This is a genomic window from Azohydromonas aeria (genome assembly GCF_009760915.1).
Taxonomy (GTDB): Bacteria; Pseudomonadota; Gammaproteobacteria; order Burkholderiales; family Burkholderiaceae_C; genus Azohydromonas; species Azohydromonas aeria.
On record NZ_VIDQ01000098.1, the window covers coordinates 1 to 22,761 of the forward strand.

Genomic DNA, 22,761 nt, shown 5'->3' on the forward strand with positions numbered 1-22,761 from the left:
GACCTTGGTGAGGTCCACCCAGTCCGCACGCGGGTCGGCCGCTGCCGCGCCGTAGAACTTGTCGTCGGAGCGGATGGGCGGCAGCCCGTCGCGCTCCTGCGCGGCCCACGCCGGGTTGCCCTGGCGCATGTACACGATCGACGTCGCCAGGTCGAAGGCAAAGGCCGCGGCCTGGCCCGCGCCCACGCTGCGCAGCGTCACGGCCGGGTTCGCCGTGGCCGTGGCCGCGCTGCTGTAGAGCGTGGCCAGCGCCGTGGCGCCGCTGAGCGTGTAGCGCGTGGCGCTGCCGTGGAACTGCATCGTCTGCGACACGATGCCGCTGCCCACGCTGGAGGCCGTGTCCACGAGCAGGTAGCCCTCAGAGAGCGTCGCGCCCGTGGGCGTGAGCCCCAGCAGCGCATGCAGCCGCGCGTCGGGCGCCATGGCGATGAGGTTGCCCCCGGCCGTGACCCAGTCCGACAGCAGCGTGGCCTGCGTGGCCGAGAGCGCCGTCCTGGCCAGCAGCACCACGTCGTAGCCGGCCAGCGTCGCGGCCGAGAGCTGCGACACGTCGGCCACGGCGAAGCTGTTGAGCCCCTCGGTGCGCAGGATCTCGGCGTAGAAGCGGCCGAAGTCGGCATTGCCGGCCGTGACCACCAGGATCGGCCCACCCGGGCCCTGCGCCGGGTCGGCCGCCTGCGCCGGGCGCGGTGCCCAGCACAGCAGCAGCGCCAGCGCCCACAGCGCCAGCGCCGCCCACCACACCCGTTGCGCGCCGCGCGCGCCCATGCTCCCGCCATGCAACATCGCTGCATCCCTCTCTAATGTTATTGACGACGCGGCCTGCAGCGGCGAAGTGCCGCGGCACGGCGCGCAACGCCTTCAGTCAGCCGTAGTAACTGCCGTAGTCCGGCGTGGGCTTCTTGCCCTTGTTGAGCACCGACATCACCACGGGACAGTTCTCGACCGCCGAGAAAGCCTGCTCAAGCACCGGATAGGGCGTCTTGGCTTCCTCGACCACGACGACGACCTGCCCCATGTGCGAGGCCAGCACCTTGGCCTCCGAGGTCAGCAGCAGCGGCGTGGTGTCGAAGACCACCACCCGGTCCGGGTAGCGGCTCGCGAGCTCCTGCAACAGGCGGTCCATGGCATCGCTGGCGAGCAACTCGGTCGAGCGCACGTTGCAGGTACCGGCCGGCAGCAGCGACAGCTTGGGCATGTTGGTGCGCAGCAGCACGTCGGAGAGGTCGAGCCCCGGCTCCGTGAGCACGTCGAGCAGCCCCTTGCGCGGCTGCAGGCCCAGCGTGCGCATGAGGTTGCAGCGCACGACGTCGGCATCGACCAGGAGCACGGACATGTCCACCTCGATGGCCATGCTCACGGCCAGGTTGAGGGCACAGAAGGTCTTGCCTTCGCCCGGCAGCGAGCTCGTCACCATGATCAGCGGCTCGCGCTGGCCGGGCTTCCTCGACGACTTGCGGGCATTGGCCAGCAGTGGCCGCTTGATGTGGCGGAACTCCTCGGCCATCGTCGAGCGCGAACGCGTGGCCACCAGCACGCCCGACTCCTCCAGCTGCTCGAAGTCCAGGGTCACGCTGTCCGAGCTGGCCCTGGACCGTGCAGTCCTGGCCGTGCCGGCAGGCCCTGCCTCGTGTGCAGGGGACGCGTCGCCGTTGGAGGCAGCCTGGTGCGCGACGTGCAGGCTGGCACCCGAGACGGTACCGATGCGCTGTTCGGCACGGGCTGCGCCGGACGCCGGCGCGGGCATCTCCACGCCGGTCTGCGACAGCTCCTGAAGCCTTTGCGTTGCAAGCTCAATGATGTTCATGGCCGGGCACTCGCGTGGTTTTAGGAATGGAAAGCCACCCAGCCCAACCAGATGGCCTGCAGCAGCATGAGCGCGGCAACGGCTCCCTTGAACCTGACGGCGTCGACACGCTGCCTGTGCAGGGCGTGGGGTGCCACCTGCATCGAGACGGAGCCCAGCACCGGGCGCCGCGACAGCTGCTTCAGCGCCGTCACGCTGTCGACGGTGGGCTTGAAGAAGTTGACGGCCACCGCGGCGGCGATGCCCACCACGAAGGTAAAGAGCGCCGCCATGAGCGACAGCTGCAGCCGCGACGGGAACACGGGCGCACCCGACACCTTGGGCGGCTCCACCACGCGGAATTCCGCCATCTGCGACGACTCGTTGAGCTTGACCCCCAGCTGCGCCGCCTCGCGGCGCGACACCATGACCTCGTAGTTCTTGCGGATCACGTCGTAGTCGCGGTTGAGCTGCGCCAGTTCGGCCTCGACCTGCGGCATGCGGTCGCCCACGGCGCGGGCTTCCTCCAGGGCCGACTGCTTGTTGGCCAGTTGCGCACGCAATGAAGCCACCTGCGCCTCGGTTTCCGCCAGCGAGATGCGCAGCTTCTGGTACACGGGGTTGGCTGCGTTCATACGCTCGGCGCCCGGCACCGGCAGCCCCCTGGCCGCGGCGTCCTTGCGCCGGGCCAGCTCGGCCTTGAGGTCGGCGATCACGCGGCGCCCGTTGATCACGTCAGGGTGCTGCTCCGTGAAGCGGTGCAGCGCCTCGTCGAGCAGCTTGTACTGCGCATCCAGCCGGGTCTCGATCTCGGCCACCGCCGGCGAGGAGACCCCATCCTTGGAGGCCTGCGACACCTCGCCCTGCAGCGAGCGGCGATACGCCTCCATCGCCTTTTCCGCGGCGTTGAGCTCCACGCGCAGCTTGCCCGCCTCGTCCGAGAGCACCGAGACGCGGGTGAAATAGTCCTGCGAGGACACGCCGCTGGCGCCGAAGTTGCGGACCTTGAACTCCTTGAGCCGGTTCTCCGCCTCCACCAGCTTTTCCTCGTAGCTGCGGATCTGGTCCTCGATGAACTGGCCGGCGTCCTGCGAGTCGCGCTGCTTGGCGCTCACGCCCGACTGCACGAACAGCTCCACGATGGCCTCCACCAGCCGGCGCGCCTGCTCCGGACTCTGGCCGCGGTAGCTGATCTCGTAGAGATTGTCGGCGCCGGCCGACACCACCCTGAGCTTGGACATCAGCCGCGACACCGTCTCCTCGCGGCGCTCCGGGTCGGGATCGTTGAGCTGCAGGTCGGGCACCTCCAGCAGCCGCTGCAGGTTCGGCCTGGAAATCAGTGTCCTGGCCAGCATGCGCACCTGCTGGTCGATGTCGGGCTCGAAGGTCAGGCCGGACATCAGCGGCTTCAGCACGGTCTGCGTGTCCACGTACACCTGAGCCTTGGCCTCGTAGCGGTTGGGCACGAAGGCCACGCCCACCGCCAGCACCGGCGCCAATGCCGCCGCCACGGAAATTGCCAGCCAGCGGCGCCTGTTAATAATTGAAACTACCGCCTGAATCTTGCCGACAAGGGCGGCCACAGCATTGCTCATGGTTAGTGTCCTAACGCTTTGAAACTGCGTGTGTCGCAGGCATCAAAAAATACTCGCCGCCACACATCCCTCCGCGAAACAGTGTGCCCCCGTCAGGGCGTGTGATTCACGCCGTGGCGCAGCCTCCCCCCCAATCAGGGCGAATGCGCTGCCGGGCAATTGCATGCGGCAGCGGGGAAGCACATTCTTACGGCACGGCCTGAACGCACTGCGCTGCAGCGCGCGCAGCCCGGGCGACAGCCGAGAACAAGCACCACGCCGTCATGGCGATGGAGCGCATGGATGGGAACGAGGGTGAGGTTATTCACCGCACACCCGAAAGACGGAGGGACCACTGCAAGAAATTTGGCGAGCTGCTCGGCCGCGGGGCATTTCATTGCGCCGCGTCCCCCAGAAGCGGGAGAAGCTATGAAGACCCAGAACGGACTGCCGGGTTCATCAATTCTCGATTTCTCACAAATGGCGGCCATCAGCCGCTTTCTGCCTCCTGAAACCGACGACCGGTCTGCCACGCGCAGCGCCCACGTCGCGGGCAATGTCGAGGGATTCGCACACATGGCTGCTGTGATGCCGCTCGTGCCGCAATTGCATGCGCACGAAGCTCTACCGCGCAACGACTTCGCCAGGCAGCTGCAGCGCGAGAAGCGACGCGCCGAGCGCTCCAAGAGCCCGTTGTCCATCGTCGTCTACCGCATCAGCGAGGTGCCCGACGACGCGGGCGCCCGCCCCGGCGGCGAGGACGCGGGCCGGCTGCTGGAGCTGCTGCACCAGGCCTCGCGCGAGACGGACGTCATCGGCCACCTGGGCGACGACCTCATCGCGGTGCTGTGCCCGGACACCGACGAGCAGGGCGTCAACGCCTACATCCGCAAGGTCGAGGAGCTGGCCGGGGGGCGCTGGTTCGCCACCGATGCCGCGACCTATCCCGACCAGATCTTCGAGCGCCTGGCCAACGGCGGACGGCTGCCGGCCACGCTGCACGAGCTCATGGCCGGCGAGTTCGGCCAGCGCCGCGTGCAGGGCTACCGCATGAAGCGCTGGCTCGACGTCATCGGTGCCAGCGTGCTGATCGTGCTGCTGTCGCCGCTGATGCTGCTCGTGGCGCTGCTGGTGGCCACCACCTCGCGCGGGCCGGTCATCTTCAAGCAGATGCGCCTGGGCAAGGGTGGCGTGCCCTTCGCCTTCTACAAGTTCCGCTCCATGGTCACGAACATGGACGACAGCATCCACCGCCAGTTCGTCGCCGACCTGATCAAGGGCGAGATCGACGACAAGAGCCAGCAGGGCGGCGCCGGCCCGGTCTACAAGATCCGCCGCGATCCGCGCGTGACCTGGGTCGGCCGCATCATCCGCAAGACCAGCATCGACGAGCTGCCGCAGCTCTTCAACGTGCTCAAGGGCGACATGAGCCTGGTCGGCCCGCGCCCGCCGATTCCGTACGAAGCCGAGATCTACCAGGCCTGGCACCTGCGCCGCATCCTCAGCGCCACGCCCGGCATCACCGGGCTGTGGCAGGTGCAGGCGCGCAGCACCGTGACCTTCAACGAGATGGTGCGCCTGGACCTTCGCTACATCCGCGAATGCTCGCTGATGATGGATCTCAAGATCCTGTTCAAGACGGTCGCGGTGGTGCTTCGCTGCGACGGTGCGGTTTAACCAGGGGATCGAAACAACATGGACATTGACGGCGCAAACATCCTCGTCACGGGAGGCGCAGGCCTCATCGGCTCATCGACCATCGACCAGCTGCTCAAGCACCATTCGCCGGGCCGCATCGTCATCCTCGACAACCTCGTGCGCGGCTCGCTGTCGAACATCGAGCACGTGCTGGGCGACCCGCGCGTGACGCTGGTTCGGGGCGACATCCGCAACGCCGACACGGTGCGCCGCGCCATGCAGGGCATGGACGCCGTCATCCACATGGCGGCGCTGCGCATCACGGCCTGCGCCGCCGATCCGCGCGAGGCCATGCAGGTCATGTGCGACGGCAGCTTCAACGTGGTGGACGCCGCCCGCGAGGCCGGCGTCAGGAAGGTCGTGGCCGCGTCGTCGGCCTCGATCTACGGCCTGGCCGACAGCTTCCCCACCCGCGAGGACCACCATCCTTACAACAACCAGACCTGGTACGGCGCGGCCAAGGTCATGCTCGAAGGCCTGTTGCGCTCGTACCGGTCGATGCACGGCCTGCCCTACGTGGCGCTGCGCTACTTCAACGTCTACGGCCCGCGCATGGACCTGCACGGCAAGTACACCGAGGTGCTGATCCGCTGGATGCAGCGCATCGAGGCCGGATTGCCCCCGCTCATCCTGGGCGACGGCAAGCAGACCATGGACTTCGTCTACATCGACGACGTGGCCCGCTCCAACGTGCTGGCGCTGGCATCGGGCGTGGAAGACGAGGTCTTCAACGTCGCCAGCGGCGTGGAGACCAGCCTCAACGAGCTGGCCGCGGCGCTGCTCAAGGTCATGGGCAGCGAGCTGCAGCCCGAGTACGGGCCCGAGCGCAGCGTCAACCCGGTGTCGCGGCGCCTGGCCGACACCGCCAAGGCGCGGCGGCTGCTGGGCTTCGAGGCCCAGACCAGCCTGGAAGCCGGCCTGGCGCAACTGGTCGACTGGTGGCACGTCAACAAGTCCAGCGTGGTGGCCGCATGAGCATGATCCCGATCGCAACCCCCGTCATGGGCGAGGCCGAGGCCGACGCCGCCCGCCGCGCCATCCTCAGCGGCTGGATCACGCAGGGCCCGGAAGTCTCGGCCTTCGAGCGCGAGTTCGCGGCGCTGGTGGGCGCCGAGCATGCCTGCGCCGTCTCCAACTGCACCACCGCGCTGCACCTGGCGCTGCTGGCCGTGGGCGTGGGCGCCGGCGACGAGGTCATCACCGTCAGCCACTCCTACATCGCCACGGCCAACAGCATCCGCTACTGCGGCGCCACGCCGGTGTTCGTGGACATCGATCCCGACACCTTCAACATGGACCCGGCGCTGATCGAGGCCGCGGTCACTCCCCGCACGCGAGCGATCCTGTGCGTGCACCAGATCGGCATGCCCTGCGACCTGCGCAGCATCGTGGCCATCGGCCGCCGGCTGGGCCTGCCGGTGATCGAGGACGCGGCCTGCGCCATCGGCAGCGAGATCCTGTGGCAGGGCAAGTGGGAGCGCATCGGCCACCCGCAGGCCGACATCGCCTGCTTCTCGTTCCATCCGCGCAAGGTCATCAGCACCGGCGACGGCGGCATGCTCACCACCGCCAACGCGGAGTGGGACCGCGAGTTCCGGCTGCTGCGCCAGCACGCGATGAGCGTGCCCGACACCGTGCGCCACGGCTCGAACCAGGTGATCTTCGAGTGCTACCCGACCACGGGCTACAACTACCGCATGACCGACATCCAGGCGGCGGTGGGGCGCGAGCAGCTCAAGCGCCTGCCCGGCATCGTCGCGCGCCGGCGCGAGCTGGCCGATGCCTACGGCGAACTGCTGCAGGACATCCCGGGGCTGCGCCTGCCGCAGGAGCCGGCCTGGGCGCGCAGCAACTGGCAGAGCTACTGCGTGCGGCTGCCGCAGGGCTGCGAGCAGCGCCAGGTGATGCAGGCGCTGCTCGACGCGGGCATCGGCAGCCGGCGCGGCATCATGTGCACGCACCGCGAGCCCGCCTACGCCGCCATGCCGCCGCGCCATCCGCTGCCGCACTCCGAGGCCGCGCAGGACGAGTGCATCCTGCTGCCGCTGTTCCCGCAGATGACGCCGGCGCAGCAGCAGCAGGTGGCCGACGCGCTGCGCCAGGCCTGCGCCGCGGCGCGCACGGTGGCCGGCGCGGCGCCGGTGTGCAAGGCCGCCTGAGCGCAGGACGCAGCAGATGGCCGAGGACACCGCAGTCGCCGCCGCCACGCCCGGCGCACCGGGTGCCCTGGCGCAGCCCGTGCCCGAGGCCACGCGGCGGCGGCACAGCTACCGCGACATCCTGAGCTCCTCGGCGCTCATCGGCGGCTCCACCGCGATCACCATCGTCATCGGCATCGTGCGCACCAAGGCCATGGCGCTGATGCTGGGGCCCGCCGGCTACGGCGTCATGGGCGCGTACCTGCAGATCGGCGAGCTGGCGCGCGGCGTGGCGCAGATGGGCCTCGCCGGCAGCGGCGTGCGCCAGATCGCCGACGCCACGGCCTCCGGCGACACGGCGCGCATCGGCCGCACCGTCCAGGTGTTGCGCCTGGTCTCGCTGGCCTGCGCGCTGATCGGGGCGGTGCTGCTGGCGGCGCTGTCCGCGCCCATCGCCGCCTTCACCTTCGGCCAGGAAGGGCACGCCGGCGGCGTCGCGCTGCTGTCCCTGGCGCTGTTCTTCACGGTCGTGGCCGGCAGCCAGGGCGCCCTGCTGCAGGGCATGCGCCGCATCGGCGACATGGCGCGCATCGCCATCCTGGGCGGGCTGCTGGGCACGGCCATCGGGGTGCCGCTGGTGTACTTCCTGGGCGAAGCCGGGCTGGCGCCGACGCTGGTGGCGATGGCGGCGGCGTCGCTGGCGACGTCCTGGTGGTATTCCCGGCGCATCGACGTCGCCGCGCCCGCGCTGGACTGGGCCGGCTACCGCAGCGAGGCCGCGGCGCTGCTCAGGCTCGGCATGGCCTTCATGATCAGCGGGCTGCTGATGAACGGGGCCGCCTATGCCGTGCGCACCATCGTGCTGCGCCAGGCCGGTCTCGACGCCGCGGGCGCGTACTTCGCGGCGTGGACGCTGGGCGGCCTCTACACCGGCTTCATCCTGCAGGCGCTGGGCACCGACTTCTATCCGCGCCTGGTGGGCGTGATCCAGGACCCTGCGCAGTGCAACCGGCTCGTCAACGAGCAGACGCGCGTGAGCCTGCTGCTGGCCGTGCCCGGCGTGCTCGCCACGATCACGCTGGCGCCGCTGGTGATCGCGCTGTTCTACAGCAGCAGCTTCACCGCCGCCGTGGACGTGCTGCGCTGGATCTGCCTGGGCATGGCCGTGCGCGTGCTGACCTGGCCGGTGGGCTACATCGTCGTGGCCAGGAACGTGCAGAAGCTGTTCATCGCCATCGAGGTCGGCTGGGCGGTGGTCAACGTCGCGCTGACCTGGTGGTGCGTCGAGGCTTTCGGGGTCAACGGCGCCGGCATGGCCTTCCTGGGCGCCAACCTGCTGCACGCGCTGGCGCTGCGGCCCATCGCGCGCCGCCTCAGCGGCTTTGCCTGGAGCGCCGAGAACCGGCGCACCGCCCTGGGCAGCTTCGCCCTGGTGGGCGCCACCTTCGCGGCCACCCAGTACCTCCCTCCCATGGCGGCCCTGGCCCTGGGACTGACGGCCACGCTGGCGAGCTGCTGGCTGTCCGTCCGGACCCTGACCCTGCTGCTTGAACCGCAGGACCTGCCGCGTCCGCTGCAGCGCATCCTCAAGTTTCGCCGCGCCCCCGAGTCCCTTTAGGAGATCTCATGGCTGATCACATGAAGCCCAATCAACGGCCGATCTGGATCGACCTGGACAATTCGCCCCACGTCCCCTTTTTCCGGCCCATCATCGAGGAATTGCAGGCACGCGGCATCCCGGTGCTGCTCACGGCCCGGGATGCATTCCAGGTCACGCAACTGATCGAGCTGTACAAGATTCCCTGCACCACGGTCGGCAAGCATTTCGGCAAGAACAAGATCATGAAAGGCCTGGGGCTGCTGGTGCGTTCCGCCCAGCTGTTGCCCCTGATATTGCGCCACCGGCCCCAGCTGGCCGTCTCGCATGGATCGAGGGCGCAAACCATGGTGGCGCGGCTGCTGTCGATTCCCTCGATCGTGATTGCCGATTACGAGCATGCCAGGCACGTCACCAAGCCGGACTGGATGATCGTCCCGGAAGTCATTCCCACCGAATCGGCCAGCAAGAGCGCCCGGCACGTCCTGAAATATCCCGGCATCAAGGAGGACGTCTATACCCCGTCCCTGTCGCCGGACCCGGGATTGCTCAAGGCCATGGGCCTGTCGCCCGATGAAATCATCGTCACGGTCCGTCCGCCGGCCACCGAAGCGCATTACCACAACCCGGAAAGCGAAAGCCTTTTCGCCGCCACCATCGAGTTGCTGGCAGCGCATCCCGCGACCCGCATCGTGGTGCTGCCCCGCAACCGCAAGCAGCAGGATGAAATCGTGCGGGCCTGGCCCGCCCTGATGAAAAACCAGAAGCTGATCATTCCGAACGAGGCCGTGGACGGCCTGAACCTGGTCTGGCATTCGGATTTCGTCATCAGCGGCGGCGGCACCATGAACCGCGAGGCGGCCGCACTCGGCGTGCCCGTCTACAGCATTTTCAGGGGGCACCCGGGCGCCGTGGACCTTTATCTGGCCAGCAAGCAGCGCATGACGCTGCTGGAATCGGTCGATGACGTCCGGCGCAAGATTTCCGTGGCCAAGCGCGACCGGGGCCACGCGCCGGACGTGAGCAGCCGGCGCACGCTCCAGGCCCTGGTCGGCCTGATCATGGGCGTGGCTGCCGAAACCCGGGCGATGGAACATTGAGGCGAGAAGCGGCATGCTGCATGTGATTTTTTCGGTGGATTATGAAATCCATGGCAACGGTGACGGCGACCCCAAGGCATTGATGGTCGAGCCCACTGCGCGCATGCTGCGCCTGCTGGAGGAATACGGCGCCAAGCTCACCATCATGGCCGACGTCGCCGAGATCCTGCGCTTCAAGGAATATGCCGAGCGCACCGGGCGCGACGATTACGGTTATCAGGCCATCGTGGAGCAGTTGCTGCAGGCCATTGCCAGCGGCCATGACGTGCAACTGCATATCCACTCTTCGTATTTCAATGCAGTGCACCAGCAGGACTGCTGGGCCCAGGACTGGTCGGAATACGACTTTGCCATGTTGCCCTATGAGCGCATGGACTGGATGGTGAAGACCTGCAAGGAATATCTCGAATCGCTGCTCAAGCCCGTGAAGCAGGATTACGCCTGCATGGCGTTCCGGGCGGCCAATTGGTCCGTGAGCCCGTCCACCAACGTGGTGCGCGCCCTGCTGAACAACCGCATCGAGATTGACACGTCCGTATGGAAATTCGGGCGCAGGAACGGGGCCGTGAAATTCGACTATTCCAGCGCCCCGAGCGCACTGCTGCCCTGGCGCGCCAGTGAGGCCGACATCTGCGTGCCGGACAGGAATGGCCGGCTGTGGGAAATACCCATCTATACCGAAAAGCGCTGGCTGGGTGCCTTTCTCGCGCGCGGGCGCCTGTACCGCGTGATGTGCGACGTCTTCCACAAGGGCCCCTTCCATTTGTCCCAGGCCAAGGCCGGGCAAGGTGAGCCCAGCGGGCCCGGCGGGCCGCGCCGCCGCTCGCGCCTGGCTGCGCTGAAAGCCCTGTTCGACACCCATGCCTGGAAAGCCGATTTCAACCAGTGCGACGGACGGCAACTGGTCAAGGCCCTGCAGCGGGCCGAGCGCCTGGTGCCGCAGGGCCGCGACCTGCAGTTGCCATTCGTCCTGATCGGCCACTCCAAGCTGTTCACGCCTTCCAATGAAGGCACCCTGCGGCCTTTCCTGGCCCATATCGCCCGGCATTCCGACCGCTTCGCGTTCGGCACCCTGCAAGGCATGGGCAGTTTCCACCGGCAATGGGCAGCACTGTGATGACCCTGTTGTACGTTGACATGCCGCCGGCCCTGCTGGCCGAGGAAGCGCCCGAAGCGCCGACGCGCGTGGCACCCTTCGTGGTCATCACGCCGGCGCACAACGAGGAAGCCTTCATCGAGGAGACCATTCGCTCGATGCTGCGGCAGACGGTGCGTCCCCTGCGCTGGATCATCGTCAACGACGGCTCGACCGACCGCACCCATGACATCGTGGCCGGCTATGCCGCGCGGCATCCCTTCATGGTGCTGATCGACCGGCAGCGCCGGGGCGAGCGCCATTTCGGCAACAAGGCACATGCCTTCAACCAGGGCTTGAGCCAGTGCGATGTCAGCGAACATCGGTTCATCGGCAATCTGGACGCCGACATTTGCCTGGAACCGGACTATTTCGAGAAGGTGCTGGCCGCATTCGAGCGCGATCCCGCGTTGGGCCTTGCCGGCGGCATGGTGCGCACCCGGATCGGCAACCGGTTCGTCAGCCAGGAAGTCGCGCTCGACAGCGTCGCGGGTGCCGTGCAATTGTTCCGGCGGGAATGCTTCGAGCAGGTGGGCGGTTACCGGCCGCTGCCGCTGGGCGGCATCGATTCAGCCGCTGAAATCACGGCGCGCATGAAAGGCTGGAAAGTGCAGACCTTTCCCGAGCTGCGCGTGCTGGAAAACCGCAGGACCGGCACCGCCACCGCCCCGCCCCTGGTTTCCCGCATGCGCGAAGGCCAGCGCTACCACTCGCTGGGATACGGCTTCTTGTTTCTGTGCCTGCGCTGCCTGTACCGGGCCATGGACCGGCCGCGAATCATGGGCAGCCTGGCCATTTTCACGGGTTATGTCCGGGGCTTGCTGAATCGAAGCCCGATCCTGTTGCCGCCGGACACGGTGCGGTACCTGCGCGGGGAGCAGCAGGCCAAGCTCAGGCGGCAGCTGAAGGCGCTGGTGGCTGGAAAATCCAACTAGGAAAAACATATGTGCGGGATTTCTGGAATCTATGACCGTTCGGGCAAGCCGGTACCGCAGGACATGCTCGCGCGCATGACGGCGGCCATCGGCCACCGCGGTCCGGATGGCGAGGGCCAGTTTCTCAACGGCAACGTCGCTCTCGGCCACCGGCGCCTGAGCATCATCGACCTGGAGGGCGGTACCCAGCCCATGGGCAACGAGGACGATTCAATTCAGGTCGTCTTCAATGGTGAAATCTACAATTTCATCGAGCTTCGGGCCGAGCTGCAGTCCTTCGGGCATGTTTTCAAGACCAGCTCCGACACCGAAGTCATCGTGCATGCCTACGAGCAGTGGGGCATCGACTGCGTCAAGCGCTTCAACGGCATGTTCGCGTTTGCGCTGTTCGACATGCGCGAGCGCAGCGTGTTCCTGGCGCGGGATCACCTGGGCATCAAGCCGCTGTATTACACCGTGGTCGGCAGCCAGGTGCTTTTCGCCTCGGAAATCAAGGCGCTGATCCAGCACCCGGAATTCCAGCGCGACGTGGACATCGACTCGCTGGCCGAATTGTTCACCTTCCGTTTCGTGCCCTCGCCCAAGACGCTGTTCCGCAACGTGTTCCGCCTGCCGCCCGGACACCGCATGCTCATCAGCCGCGAGCAAATGAGCGTGAGCCGGTTCTGGGACCACGTGCCGCAGTTTCGTCAGAACTGGCGCGAGGAGGCACTGATCGAGGAATATCTTCACCTGCTGCAGGATTCGATCAAGATCCAGTTGCGCAGCGACGTGCCGCTGGGCCTGTTCCTGAGCTCGGGCATCGATTCCTCGGCATTGCTGGCCGTCATGAAGGATTACTCGTCCGGGCCGGTCCAAACCTTCACCATCGGCTTCAATGGCGGCGAAAAAACCAACGAGGTGGCCGACGCGCACGACGTGGCCCGGCAATTCGGCGCGGAGCACCATTCGCTGATGCTGAGCTCCCAGGATTACCTGGACCATTTCGAGCGCTACATGCGCGACCTGGAAGAGCCCGTGGGCCACGAAGCCGCGCCCGCCTTTTATTTCCTGGCCCAATTGACGCGCAGCCGCGTCAAGGTGGCGCTCACCGGCCAGGGTGCCGACGAGCCCTGGGCCGGGTATGACCGCTACAAGGGCGTGCAGTTGTCCCAGTATTACAGCCGGCTGCCGCGTGCCTTCACCGACGGCATGGAATCGTCCGTGGGCCGGTTGCCGCTGCCCATGGAGCGGTTCAAGCGCGGCTTGGCGTCGCTGGGCGAGCGCGACGTTCTCACGCGCTTCACCAAGATCTATTCCTTCTTCAGCGCCGACATGAAGGCGCAGCTCTTCGAAGGCAGTCTCAAGGACCGTTTCCTGTCCACGCCTTACGGCACCAAGGAGGCGCTGCGCCGGCTGCACACCGATGTCGCGCAGCTCGATCCGCTGTCGCAGATGCTCTACATCGACACGCGTGCCAACCTGCCCGACGACCTGCTCATGGTGGCGGACAAGACCTCCATGGCGAATTCCCTGGAGGTGCGCGTTCCGTTCCTGGACTACCGCCTGGTGCAGTTCATCGAGAACCTCCCCCCCCGCCTGAAACTCCGCGGCTGGACCGGCAAGTACCTGCACAAGCGCGCGCTGGCCTCGTGGCTGCCGTCGGAGATCGTGAACCGCAAGAAGAAGGGCTTTGCGCACCCGGTGGCGCAGTGGCTGCGCCAAGCGATGAAGCCGCTGGTCGACGACTGCCTGCTCAGCGCCAACTCCTCGCTGACCCGCTACTTCAACCAGGGCTACCTGCGGGAAATGGTGCGCAAGCACCAGGAGGGCAAGGAGCAGTACATGCGCCACATCTTCCTGCTGGTGTCGCTGGAGCTCTGGCACCGCACCTTCTTTCCCAGGCAACACGGGTGAGCCGCCATGGACCTGTCCATCATCATCGTCAACTGGAATTCCAGGGATCTGCTGGCCGACGCGCTGGACTCGGTGCGCGACACGGTCCGGGGCATCACCTACGAGGTGATCGTGATCGATTCCGGCTCCTTCGACGGCTGCGCCGAGATGCTGGAAAAGTCCTACGGCTGGGTGCGCTTCATCCAGAGCGCCACGAACCTGGGCTTCGCCAAGGCCAACAACGAGGCCTATCGCCATGCGCAGGGCGACGTGCTGCTGTTCCTGAATCCGGACACCAAGGTGCTGGGCAGCGCCATCCAGGACATGCTGCAGGCGCTCAAGCGCCGTCCGGATGCCGGGCTGGTCGGCCCCAAGCTGCTCAACGGTGACGGCTCGGTGCAGGAAACCTGCATCCGCGCCTTCCCGACCCTGGTGAACCAGCTGCTCGACTCCGACTTCCTGCGCCGGCGCTTCCCCGACTCCCGCCTGTGGGGCAAGCGCGAGCTCGGCACCGTCGATGCCCTGCCCAAGCCGGTGCAGGCGCTGTCGGGGGCGTCGCTGATGGTGTCGCGCGCGGTCTTCGAGCGCGTGGGCCTGTTCAGCACCGACTACTTCATGTACAGCGAGGACATGGACCTGTGCCTGAAGGCGGCGCGGCTGGGCTTCCAGGCCTACTACGTGCCGTCGGCGGTGGTCGTGCACTACGGCGGCGCCAGCAGCGCGCAGTCGCCCACGAGCAGCTTCTCCGCCGTGATGCGGCTGGAGTCGCAATGGCGCTTCTTCCGCAAGATGCATTCGGCGCCCTATGCCGCGGCCTACCGCGCGGCGATGTTCGTGGCCAGCCTGCTGCGCATCGCGGCCCTGGCCGTGATGCTGCCCCTGCAAATGGCCAAGCCGGCCCCGCAGCGCGGCGCCCTGCATTCGCTGCGCAAGTGGGCGGCACGGCTGCGCTGGACCGTGGGTGCGCAGGCCTGGATGCGCAACTACTGAGCCCCGGCGCCCGCCGCATCGACCCGCCGCATTCCCAGCCCGGAACACGTCCATGCTCAACGTTCAGATCCTCGCGAAGAAAGTCGCCCGCATGCTGGCCCGCGAAGGCGTGGCGCCGCTGTGCCGCCGAGCCCTGGCGCAGTTGCGGCAGCAACGCCAGGCCGACGCCTTCGACCTGGAGCACGGCACCGAAACCGGCGGGCTGGAGCCCCTGTGGAAGCTCGACATCGACTCGCCCAACGCCCGCTACGGCGAGCGCTACGAGGCCACGACGGCGCAGGAGCTGCACGCGGTGCTGGAGTTCCTGAACGTGCCGGTGCGGGACTACAGCTTCATCGACCTGGGTTGCGGCAAGGGCCGCACGCTCATCGTGGCGGCGCGCTTCGGCTTCGGACGCGTCGTCGGCGTGGAGTTCGCACGGGAGCTGGCCGACACGGCCAGCGCCAACCTCGCCAGGCAGGCGCTGGGCAACACCGCCGTGCTGCACGCGGATGCCGCGGCCTACGAGTTCCCGCCGGGTGGCAAGGTGGTCTACATGTACAACCCGTTCTCCGAGGAAGTGCTCGCGCGCGTGCTGGAGAACCTGCGCGAGCATGGCGACGGCAGCCTGTACATCGTCTACAAGTCGCCGCGCTGCGCGCCGCTGCTCGACGGCTGCGGCTTCCTGAAGCGCCATGCCCATGCCCCGGGCGCGCCGCACATCGAGATCTGGCAGGGCATCGCGGTGAACGCGCGCCTGGCGGCGGAGAAGACGGCATGAGCGTGCGCAGCATCCGTACGCTGGAGGGACTGGCGCAGCTCCGCACCTGCTGGGAGCGCTGGCAGGCGCATGTCAACGCCGACTTCGAGCAATTCGAGCTGCTGTGCCGGCTGCGGCCCGAGGTCGAGTCGCCCTGCGTGCTGCTGGTCGAGCGCGATGGCGCGCCGCTGGCCCTGGTGGCGGCCCGCATGGAACGGGCCCGGGTGCGTCCGGCCATCGGGTACCTGCAGCTGGCCCGCGTGCCCGCGCGCGTGCTTGCCGTGATCCACGGCGGGGTGCTGGGCGAGCTCGACGCCGCGGCCGCGGCCGAGGTGGTGCAGCACCTGTGGGGGATGCTCCGCGCCGGCGAGGCCGATGCCATCGATTTCCACCATCTGCGCGAAGACTCCCCGCTGCTGCGCGCGCTGCATGGGGAGGGACCGCGCGGGTTCTGCGAGAAGACGCCGCGCTGGTCCACGCACCGCGAGATGCTGCTGCCGCAGGGCGGGTTCATGGAAACGCTGCGAAGCAAGCACCGAGCGAACCTGCGCAAGCGCGCCAAGGAGCTCGAGGAGGCCTACCCGGGCCGCGTCAGCTGGCGCTGGCTCGCGCACGTCGGTGACGTTGCGGCGCTGTGCGCCGACCTGGAGAAGGTGGCTGCCGTCACTTACCAGCGCGGCCTGGGCGCCGGCTTCTTCGACAACGAGGAGTTCCGGCGCCGATTCGCGCTGTTCGCGCAGCGGGACCAGTTGCGGGTTCAACTGCTGGAGATCGACGGCGTCGTGCGCGCGTTCTGGTTCGGGTTCGTGTACCGGGGCTGCTTCCACTCGTCGGAGACCGGCTACGACCCTGCGCTGCGTGACCACGAGGTCGGGACGCTGATGTTCGCGCGCCTGGTCGACGAGCTCGCGCGCGAGGGCGTGCAGCGGCTGGACTTCGGGCTGGGCGATGCCTACTACAAGGAGCGGTTCGGCAGCGGGGCGTGGCGCGAGACCTCCGTCTGGCTGTTCGCTCCCACGGCCAAGGGCGTGCTGCTGATGGCGTACATCCGGCTCTTCGCCATCGTGGAACAGGCGGCGCGCCGGCTGGTCGAGCGCCTCGGACTGGCCGACCGGATCAAGAACGCCTGGCGCCGCCAGCGTGCCAAGCCCGCACTGGGGGCGGCGCCGGCCAAGGCCAGGACGTGATCAGGGCGCGATCGTGACCACTACCGGATGCCGGACATGAGCGGACTGGCAATGGCCCTTGTCGGCATCGACGCGCTGCTGCTGCTGCTGCTGCCCCGCCGCTGGGCCGCGGTGCCGATCCTCGCTGCCGCCTGCTACCTGCCGGTGGGCGCCGGCTTCGACATCGGGCCGATCAACGTCTATGGCATCCGCATCATCCTGATGCTGGCTTTACTGCGCATGCTGCTCAGGAACGAGGGCCTGGCAGGCGGCATGAACCGGGTCGACTGGCTGATGCTGTGGTGGTCGCTGGTTGCCATCGCGAGCAGCCTGTTCTACGACGACACGATGTCGGTGTTCGTGAACCGCGCAGGGCTGGTCTTCATGGCCTGCGGGTGCTATTTCCCGCTGCGCGCGTTCTGCACCTCGCGCGACGACGTCATGCGGCTGACCCGCGCGCTGGCCCTGCTGCTGTGGCCGGTCGCGCTGGCGATGCTGCACGAGAAGCTTGACGGCACTAACGTGTTCGCCGAGTTCGGCGGGCTCAGCCCGTACTCCGAAGTGCGCAACGGCACCATCCGTGCACAAGGCGCCTTCAGCCATTCGATCCTGGCCGGCTCGGTGGGCGCCTCCATGCTGCCGCTCATGGCCATGCTGTGGCGCACGCACCGCGCGACGGCCCTGGCTGGCATCGCGGCCGCGCTCGGCATGGTCTTCATGTCGGGCTCCACCGGCCCGATCATGGGCAGTGCCTTCGCGCTGGCTGCGCTGCTCATGTGGCGAGGCCGCCAGCACATGAGGCTCGTGCGCTGGGGCGCCGTGGCGGCCTACGTGGGGCTGGAGCTGGTCATGAACGCGCCCGCCTATTTCATCTTCGCCTACATCGACCTGACGGGCAGCAGCACGAGCTGGCACAGGGCGGCGTTGATCGATGCGGCCGTGATTCACTTCCCGGAATGGTGGCTGGCAGGTACCTCCTATACCCGTCACTGGATGCCCTACGGCGTTCCCTGGAGCAGCAACCACATCGACATCACGAACTACTACATCCGCATGGGCGTGTATGGCGGCCTGCCACTGATGCTGATGTTCATCGCGGTGATGGCGGCGGCCTTTTCCCTGGCAGGAAAAAGCTTGCGCGCGCTGGGCGGTGCCGGATCCGGGGAAGCGTTCCTGATCTGGACGCTGGGCGCGTCGCTTTTCGCGCACGTGACCAATTTCCTGTCCGTGTCTTATTTCGATCAGTCGATCGTGTTTTTCTACTTCACCCTGGCCGCCATCGGATCGGCCGCCGTGCAGCAGGCCGGCTCCTCGATTCAGGTGCCTGCGACATCAGGCTTCGAAGGTCCACAATACCGATTCAATACATGACCCAACTTGCCAGGAACGATGCCCATAAATGGCATGCACGGCCTTCGGGCCGGGCCTGATGCGTCGAGGAAATCATGTCCAGAACAAGGCGGAGGAATGGCATGGACCCACAGCACGGTATCCGGGAACACGGATGGCGGGGTACAACGGCTGGCAAAGCCATGCCCGGCCATGAAGGCCACGTCTGACCCGAACAGCAGGCAGCAATCATGAACAACACCTCCACACTGGAAATCGACGCCCGGCCTTTCACCAGTGGCGATGCAGCGCGCCCTTCCAAGAAACATCAGCCATTGCGGCTCCTGGTCGTCATGGCGTCGTACGGAGACAAGAACCTGCACCTGCTGCGGCGGCAAATTGCCTGCTACCAGCAGATGAGTTTCGACGTGGACATCGTCGTTGTTTCCAACAATGAAAAGGACCTGGGGCCCGGCGTGGAAACCAAGGTGGGCCTGCCAAGCCGCAATCCCTGGTCCCTTCCTTTCGCGCACAAACAGATATTTCTGGAACGCGCCGACCGGTACGATGTTTTCGCCTACTCCGAGGATGATATCGGCGTCACGGAATTCAATATCCTGGCATTCCTGGAAGTCAACGCCCATCTTCATGCCGACGAAGTCGCCGGCTTCATCCGCTACGAAGTGGACAGCAACGGGGAACGCTCCTTTCCGGACGTATTCGGCCAGTTCCACTGGGAATCGACATCGGCACAGCAGCGCGGCCCGCATACGATCGCGCAGTTCACGAACGAACATGCCGCTTTCTATTTACTGACACAACAGCAACTGCGCACGGCCATTGCATCGGGCGGATTTCTGAAAGCGCCTTATGAAGGCGAATATGACATGCTGTGCACGGCAGCCACCGACCCCTACACCAGTTGCGGACTGCGGAAAGTGGTCTGCATATCCTCGCTGGACGATTTTTCCGTGCACCACCTCTCCAACAAGTACGTGGGCGTCATGGGAGCCGGCCATGCAGTGGTTCAGCAACAGATCGACGCCCTGCTCCAGATCGGCCGCCGTGCCAAGGATGGGAGCAATCTATTCAAGCTGCTGCCCAGGCTGCGGCTGGCGGATTGGGGCAAAAGCTATTATGAGCCGGTCAATACTCACGTCCTGGAGGTCGTGAAGTCGAACAAGGCATCGGTCCTGTCGATTGGATCGGGCTGGGGCGCCACCGAGCGTGCGCTTGCCGACCGCGGCGTGGCCGTCACCGCATTGCCGCTGGATCCGGTCATCGGATCGTTGATGTCGGATTCGGGCGTGGAAATCATCGAGGGAAGCATGGAGCACTGCTTCGAAGTGCTTGCCAACCGGTCTTTCGATTACGTCATCATCGGCAACCTGCTGCACTTGATACCCGACCCCAAAACCACGCTGCAAAGGGCGGCACACCTGCTGAGAAAAGGCGGCACGGTGGTCATCTACGGCCCGAATTTCGATTCCGTCCGCATCAAGCTGAAGCAGGCATTGGGACGCCTGGGACACCAGCGCTTCAGCCATCTCGCACGCTTGGGACTTTTCGAGGTCAGTCCGTTCTTCGTCAAGCGTGCGCTCCGCTCCTCGGGATTGAGCCGGTTCCTGGTGCACTGGGTTGCCGAGTCTTCGCGGAGCGCCTGGGCTTCCAGGATGGGGGTCCTGGGAGCGGACGGCTGGTACATGGAGGCCGTCCAGGAGGCCGGCTGATCCAGGCGGGTGCTACCGCCGCTGCCATGTGCGCCGTGAATCACGCGAACCCCGTCCGCCCGGTTGGAGTGATCCTGCTACGGAGTCAGCATTCATCATGAAAATCCTTGTATTTGCACACCGGCTTGAAATTGGCGGCACCCAGGTCAATGCCATTGAATTGAGTGCAGCGCTTCGGGACCTGCATGGGCATGAAATCGTGATGTTTGCCACGCCCGGTCCAATGGCCCAGTTTGCCGCCGAAAAAGGATTGAAACTGATTCCGGCGCCCGACGCCACGATCCATCCTTCGCTGGCGCGGATGGCAGCCTTGCGTCGCGCCGTGCGGAGCGAGCGTCCCGACGTGGTTCATGCCTGGGACTGGCCCCAGGGCCTGGAAGCCTATTACGGCGTGGCCTTGCCCTGGCGCCTGCCGCTGGTGGTCACCGACATGTCGATGGTGCTGACCCGCTTCATGCCCAAATTCATACCCACGACCTTCGGCACGCCCGAACTGGTCGAGCAAGCCAGGAGGCTGGGCAGATCGCCGCTGGAATTGCTGGTGCCGCCGGTGGATGTCGCGGCCAACGCGCCCGGTGCCGTGGATGGTCAGCCCTTCCGCCAGCGACATGGCATCGGACGCAATGAACTGATGATCGTGACCGTGTCACGCCTCACGGAATGGATGAAGGCGGAGAGCCTGCGCAGAACCATGGAAGTCGTGGGCATGCTGGGCAAAGAGTTTCCGATGCGGTTCGTCGTCGTCGGCGAGGGGCCTTCCAGGCAGCGGTTGCAGGAGTTGGCCGCGACCATCAACGGGAAACTGGGCCGGGAGGCCATCATATTGGCCGGACCGCTCGTGGATCCGCGCATGGCTTACGCCGCCTCTGACGTCGTCATTGGAATGGGCGGCTCAGGCCTGAGGGCCATGGCATTTGCCAAGCCGTTGATCGTTGTCGGCGAACAGGGATATTGCGCACCGTTCGATGCCTCCACCGCCGAGGATTTCTACTACCGGGGAATTTATGGCCTGGGTGACGGTGATCCGGAAAACGAGCGCCTCGCCGCCACGCTGGGTCACCTGCTTTCCAGGCCAGGGCAGTTTTCCAGTATCGGCGAGTTCTCGCGCAGGTTTGTCACCGAGCGCTTTTCCCTGGAAACACTCTCAGCCCGGCTTTCCCACTTCCTGACGGAAGCCGCCCGCAACAGTACCGCGCTCCATGTGACCGCTGCGGACAGTCTCAGGACGACGGCGGTCCTGCTCGGCCGCCAGTTGATTCCCGACAAGTTGCGTCAGCTTCACGCATTCCGCACGCCTGGCAGATGATTCCGGAACGCGCCGGCCCGCCGGGCTGATGCGCGCTCCGTGGCAGAAATTCCGGCATTTCGACGGGGCATCAACAACCGAACCGGACGGGAGTTTCACGCACATCGATTGAAACCGCCGCCATCCATGGTTGATTGCGGCGAATGGCTTCGGGCAAGTCGGGCAGCCGGGAACCTTCACGCTGCGCCCGACAGGCCTGGCACGAATTTGATCCAGGGATACCGCGCGCAAGTTCAGCGACTCCGGCGGCGCGGATACAGCAGTACCGCCTCAGACAGAGACAACGGCACGACTGCAGCAGTTGGTCATGCAAGACCGACGCTGCGGTCCAGACAATTCCAATCAGCCAGGGTGGAAACGCATGAGAATCACCTTTGTCCTGCCTTATGCGGGGTTGCAAGGCGGAATCCGGGTCATTGCCGCTTATGCCGAGCGCCTGGCTCGCCGGGGACACGAGGTACAGCTGATTTCCACGCCGCAGGTTTTCACGGTGCGGCACACCGCCAGATCGCTGCTGACGGGAAGGGGTTTTCCAAAGCCGGAGCCGTCCCATCTCGACGGCATCGACGTGCCGCACCGCATACTGGACTCGGTCAGGCATGTCACCAATGACGACGTGCCCGACGCGGACGTCGTCATCGCCACTTACTACACCACGGCGGCCGGCGTGCTGTCCCTGTCCGATGCCAAGGGGGCCAAGGCGATATTCATCCAGAACTACGAGGTGCCCCCGGGCAGGTCGAATCCTGCGCTGGATGCGACCTGGCGCATGCCGATGCACAAGATCGTGATCTCCAGATGGCTGGCCGACTGGGCTCGGGACCGGTTCGGGGACGAAGACGTCTCCCAGGTGCCCAACAGCGTGGACACGGCGCAGTTCCACGCCCCTTGCCGTGACAAGAGCGGCCGTGCCACGGTGGGAATGCTCTACAGCACCTCCGCGCTGAAGGGCTGCAGCGTCAGCCTGAAGGCGCTGGAGCGGGTGGCCGCGGTGATGCCGTCGCTGCGGCTGGTGTCGTATGGGGCGGAGCGGCCGGACTTCAGGCTGCCGCTGCCCGGCTATGCCGAGTTTTGCTTCCGGCCTTCGCAGCACCGGTTGCGGGACTTCTATGCGCAGTGCGACGTCTGGATGTGCGGCAGCCACGTCGAGGGTTTTCACTTGCCGCCGCTGGAGGCCATGGCTTGCCGCTGCCCGGTCGTGTCCACGCGCTGCGGTGGCCCGCTGGACATCATCGAGGAAGGCATCAACGGGCACCTCGTCAACGTCAGGGACGACCTCGCGCTGGCCGACCGGGTGCTGCGGGTGCTCAACCTCTCCGCCAGCGCCTGGAAGAGCATGTCCGATGCGGCCTACCGCACGGCCGTGCGCTTCACCTGGGAGGACGCCACGGACCTGTTCGAGGCCGCCCTGCACCGCGCCATCGAACGCAAGGCCCAGGGCAGGCTGGCCCCGGGATTCCCGGTGCGCGCCACCGCGGCAATCGCCTGAGCCGTCGCGCCGGCAACGGCCACGAGCCGCCCCGGCTGGAAAAAAAGAGGCGCCGGCCCGCGGGAGCGGGACGGCGCCATCAGGAGCGCTTCTCACTTTCGCGCTCTCTCCCTCTTGAGAGTCTTTCCCTCGTGACGACGGATGCGGACGGGGCGCGGCGGGCTTACTGCGCGC

At 66.5% G+C, this 22,761-nt stretch carries 18 protein-coding genes; 15 read left to right on the forward strand and 3 right to left on the reverse strand.

Going from position 1 to position 22,761, the window contains the following annotated elements; genetic code table 11:
• The 3 genes from FJ694_RS32245 to FJ694_RS32255 all read right to left on the reverse strand — a co-directional run.
• Nucleotides 1-786, reverse strand: a 786-nt coding sequence (locus FJ694_RS32245) for a type 1 glutamine amidotransferase family protein (RefSeq protein ID WP_198321111.1), incomplete at its 3' end; no start/stop codon positions are given.
• Between the two features lie 79 nt (nucleotides 787-865).
• Nucleotides 866-1,807, reverse strand: a complete 942-nt coding sequence (locus tag FJ694_RS32250; RefSeq protein ID WP_157271630.1) for an XrtA-associated tyrosine autokinase — start codon at nucleotides 1,805-1,807, stop codon at nucleotides 866-868.
• A gap of 20 nt (nucleotides 1,808-1,827) precedes the next feature.
• A complete protein-coding gene (locus tag FJ694_RS32255) occupies nucleotides 1,828-3,381 on the reverse strand; it encodes an XrtA system polysaccharide chain length determinant (RefSeq protein ID WP_157271631.1) in 1,554 nt (517 codons plus the stop codon).
• 555 nt (nucleotides 3,382-3,936) lie between these two features.
• On the opposite strand from FJ694_RS32255, the gene FJ694_RS32260 reads away from it, so the two are divergent.
• The 15 genes from FJ694_RS32260 (at nucleotide 3,937) to FJ694_RS32330 (ending at nucleotide 22,587) form a co-directional block, all read left to right on the forward strand.
• Nucleotides 3,937-5,037, forward strand: coding sequence for a sugar transferase (locus FJ694_RS32260; protein ID WP_157271632.1), 1,101 nt, complete (start codon nucleotides 3,937-3,939; stop codon nucleotides 5,035-5,037).
• 18 nt (nucleotides 5,038-5,055) lie between these two features.
• Nucleotides 5,056-6,033 carry an NAD-dependent epimerase/dehydratase family protein gene (locus FJ694_RS32265; RefSeq protein WP_198321112.1) on the forward strand — a complete coding sequence of 326 codons (978 nt, stop codon included), beginning with the start codon at nucleotides 5,056-5,058 and terminating at the stop codon, nucleotides 6,031-6,033.
• Entirely contained in the window at nucleotides 6,030-7,217 is a 1,188-nt protein-coding gene (locus tag FJ694_RS32270; RefSeq protein ID WP_232540327.1) for a DegT/DnrJ/EryC1/StrS family aminotransferase, read from the forward strand. Before FJ694_RS32265 ends, FJ694_RS32270 begins: the two co-directional genes overlap by 4 nt.
• A gap of 16 nt (nucleotides 7,218-7,233) precedes the next feature.
• Nucleotides 7,234-8,814 carry an O-antigen translocase gene (locus tag FJ694_RS32275; protein WP_157271633.1) on the forward strand — a complete coding sequence of 527 codons (1,581 nt, stop codon included), beginning with the start codon at nucleotides 7,234-7,236 and terminating at the stop codon, nucleotides 8,812-8,814.
• Between the two features lie 8 nt (nucleotides 8,815-8,822).
• Nucleotides 8,823-9,893 (forward strand): DUF354 domain-containing protein, encoded by a 1,071-nt coding sequence (locus FJ694_RS32280; protein ID WP_157271634.1) that lies wholly within the window; start codon nucleotides 8,823-8,825, stop codon nucleotides 9,891-9,893.
• Nucleotides 9,894-9,906: 13 nt separating this feature from the next.
• Nucleotides 9,907-11,010 (forward strand): polysaccharide deacetylase family protein, encoded by a 1,104-nt coding sequence (locus tag FJ694_RS32285; RefSeq protein WP_157271635.1) that lies wholly within the window; start codon nucleotides 9,907-9,909, stop codon nucleotides 11,008-11,010.
• Nucleotides 11,010-11,963 (forward strand): glycosyltransferase family 2 protein, encoded by a 954-nt coding sequence (locus tag FJ694_RS32290; protein WP_157271636.1) that lies wholly within the window; start codon nucleotides 11,010-11,012, stop codon nucleotides 11,961-11,963. The genes FJ694_RS32285 and FJ694_RS32290 overlap by 1 nt, the downstream gene beginning before the upstream one ends.
• 9 nt (nucleotides 11,964-11,972) lie before the next feature.
• Nucleotides 11,973-13,859, forward strand: coding sequence for an asparagine synthase (glutamine-hydrolyzing) (asnB, locus tag FJ694_RS32295; protein WP_157271637.1), 1,887 nt, complete (start codon nucleotides 11,973-11,975; stop codon nucleotides 13,857-13,859).
• Nucleotides 13,860-13,865: 6 nt separating this feature from the next.
• Nucleotides 13,866-14,828 carry a glycosyltransferase family 2 protein gene (locus FJ694_RS32300; protein WP_157271638.1) on the forward strand — a complete coding sequence of 321 codons (963 nt, stop codon included), beginning with the start codon at nucleotides 13,866-13,868 and terminating at the stop codon, nucleotides 14,826-14,828.
• Nucleotides 14,829-14,880: 52 nt separating this feature from the next.
• Nucleotides 14,881-15,588 (forward strand): class I SAM-dependent methyltransferase, encoded by a 708-nt coding sequence (locus tag FJ694_RS32305; protein ID WP_157271639.1) that lies wholly within the window; start codon nucleotides 14,881-14,883, stop codon nucleotides 15,586-15,588.
• Nucleotides 15,585-16,754 carry a GNAT family N-acetyltransferase gene (locus FJ694_RS32310; protein ID WP_157271640.1) on the forward strand — a complete coding sequence of 390 codons (1,170 nt, stop codon included), beginning with the start codon at nucleotides 15,585-15,587 and terminating at the stop codon, nucleotides 16,752-16,754. The genes FJ694_RS32305 and FJ694_RS32310 overlap by 4 nt, the downstream gene beginning before the upstream one ends.
• Before the next feature lie 36 nt (nucleotides 16,755-16,790).
• The gene (locus FJ694_RS32315; RefSeq protein ID WP_157271641.1) at nucleotides 16,791-18,104 is read left to right on the forward strand and encodes an O-antigen ligase family protein; all 1,314 of its coding nucleotides are present in this window, start codon (nucleotides 16,791-16,793) and stop codon (nucleotides 18,102-18,104) included.
• 209 nt (nucleotides 18,105-18,313) lie between these two features.
• A complete protein-coding gene (locus tag FJ694_RS32320) occupies nucleotides 18,314-19,792 on the forward strand; it encodes a class I SAM-dependent methyltransferase (RefSeq protein ID WP_157271642.1) in 1,479 nt (492 codons plus the stop codon).
• 97 nt (nucleotides 19,793-19,889) lie between these two features.
• Nucleotides 19,890-21,098, forward strand: coding sequence for a glycosyltransferase family 4 protein (locus FJ694_RS32325; RefSeq protein ID WP_157271643.1), 1,209 nt, complete (start codon nucleotides 19,890-19,892; stop codon nucleotides 21,096-21,098).
• 361 nt (nucleotides 21,099-21,459) lie between these two features.
• Nucleotides 21,460-22,587 carry a glycosyltransferase family 4 protein gene (locus FJ694_RS32330; RefSeq protein ID WP_198321113.1) on the forward strand — a complete coding sequence of 376 codons (1,128 nt, stop codon included), beginning with the start codon at nucleotides 21,460-21,462 and terminating at the stop codon, nucleotides 22,585-22,587.
• Nucleotides 22,588-22,761: the final 174 nt, after the last annotated feature.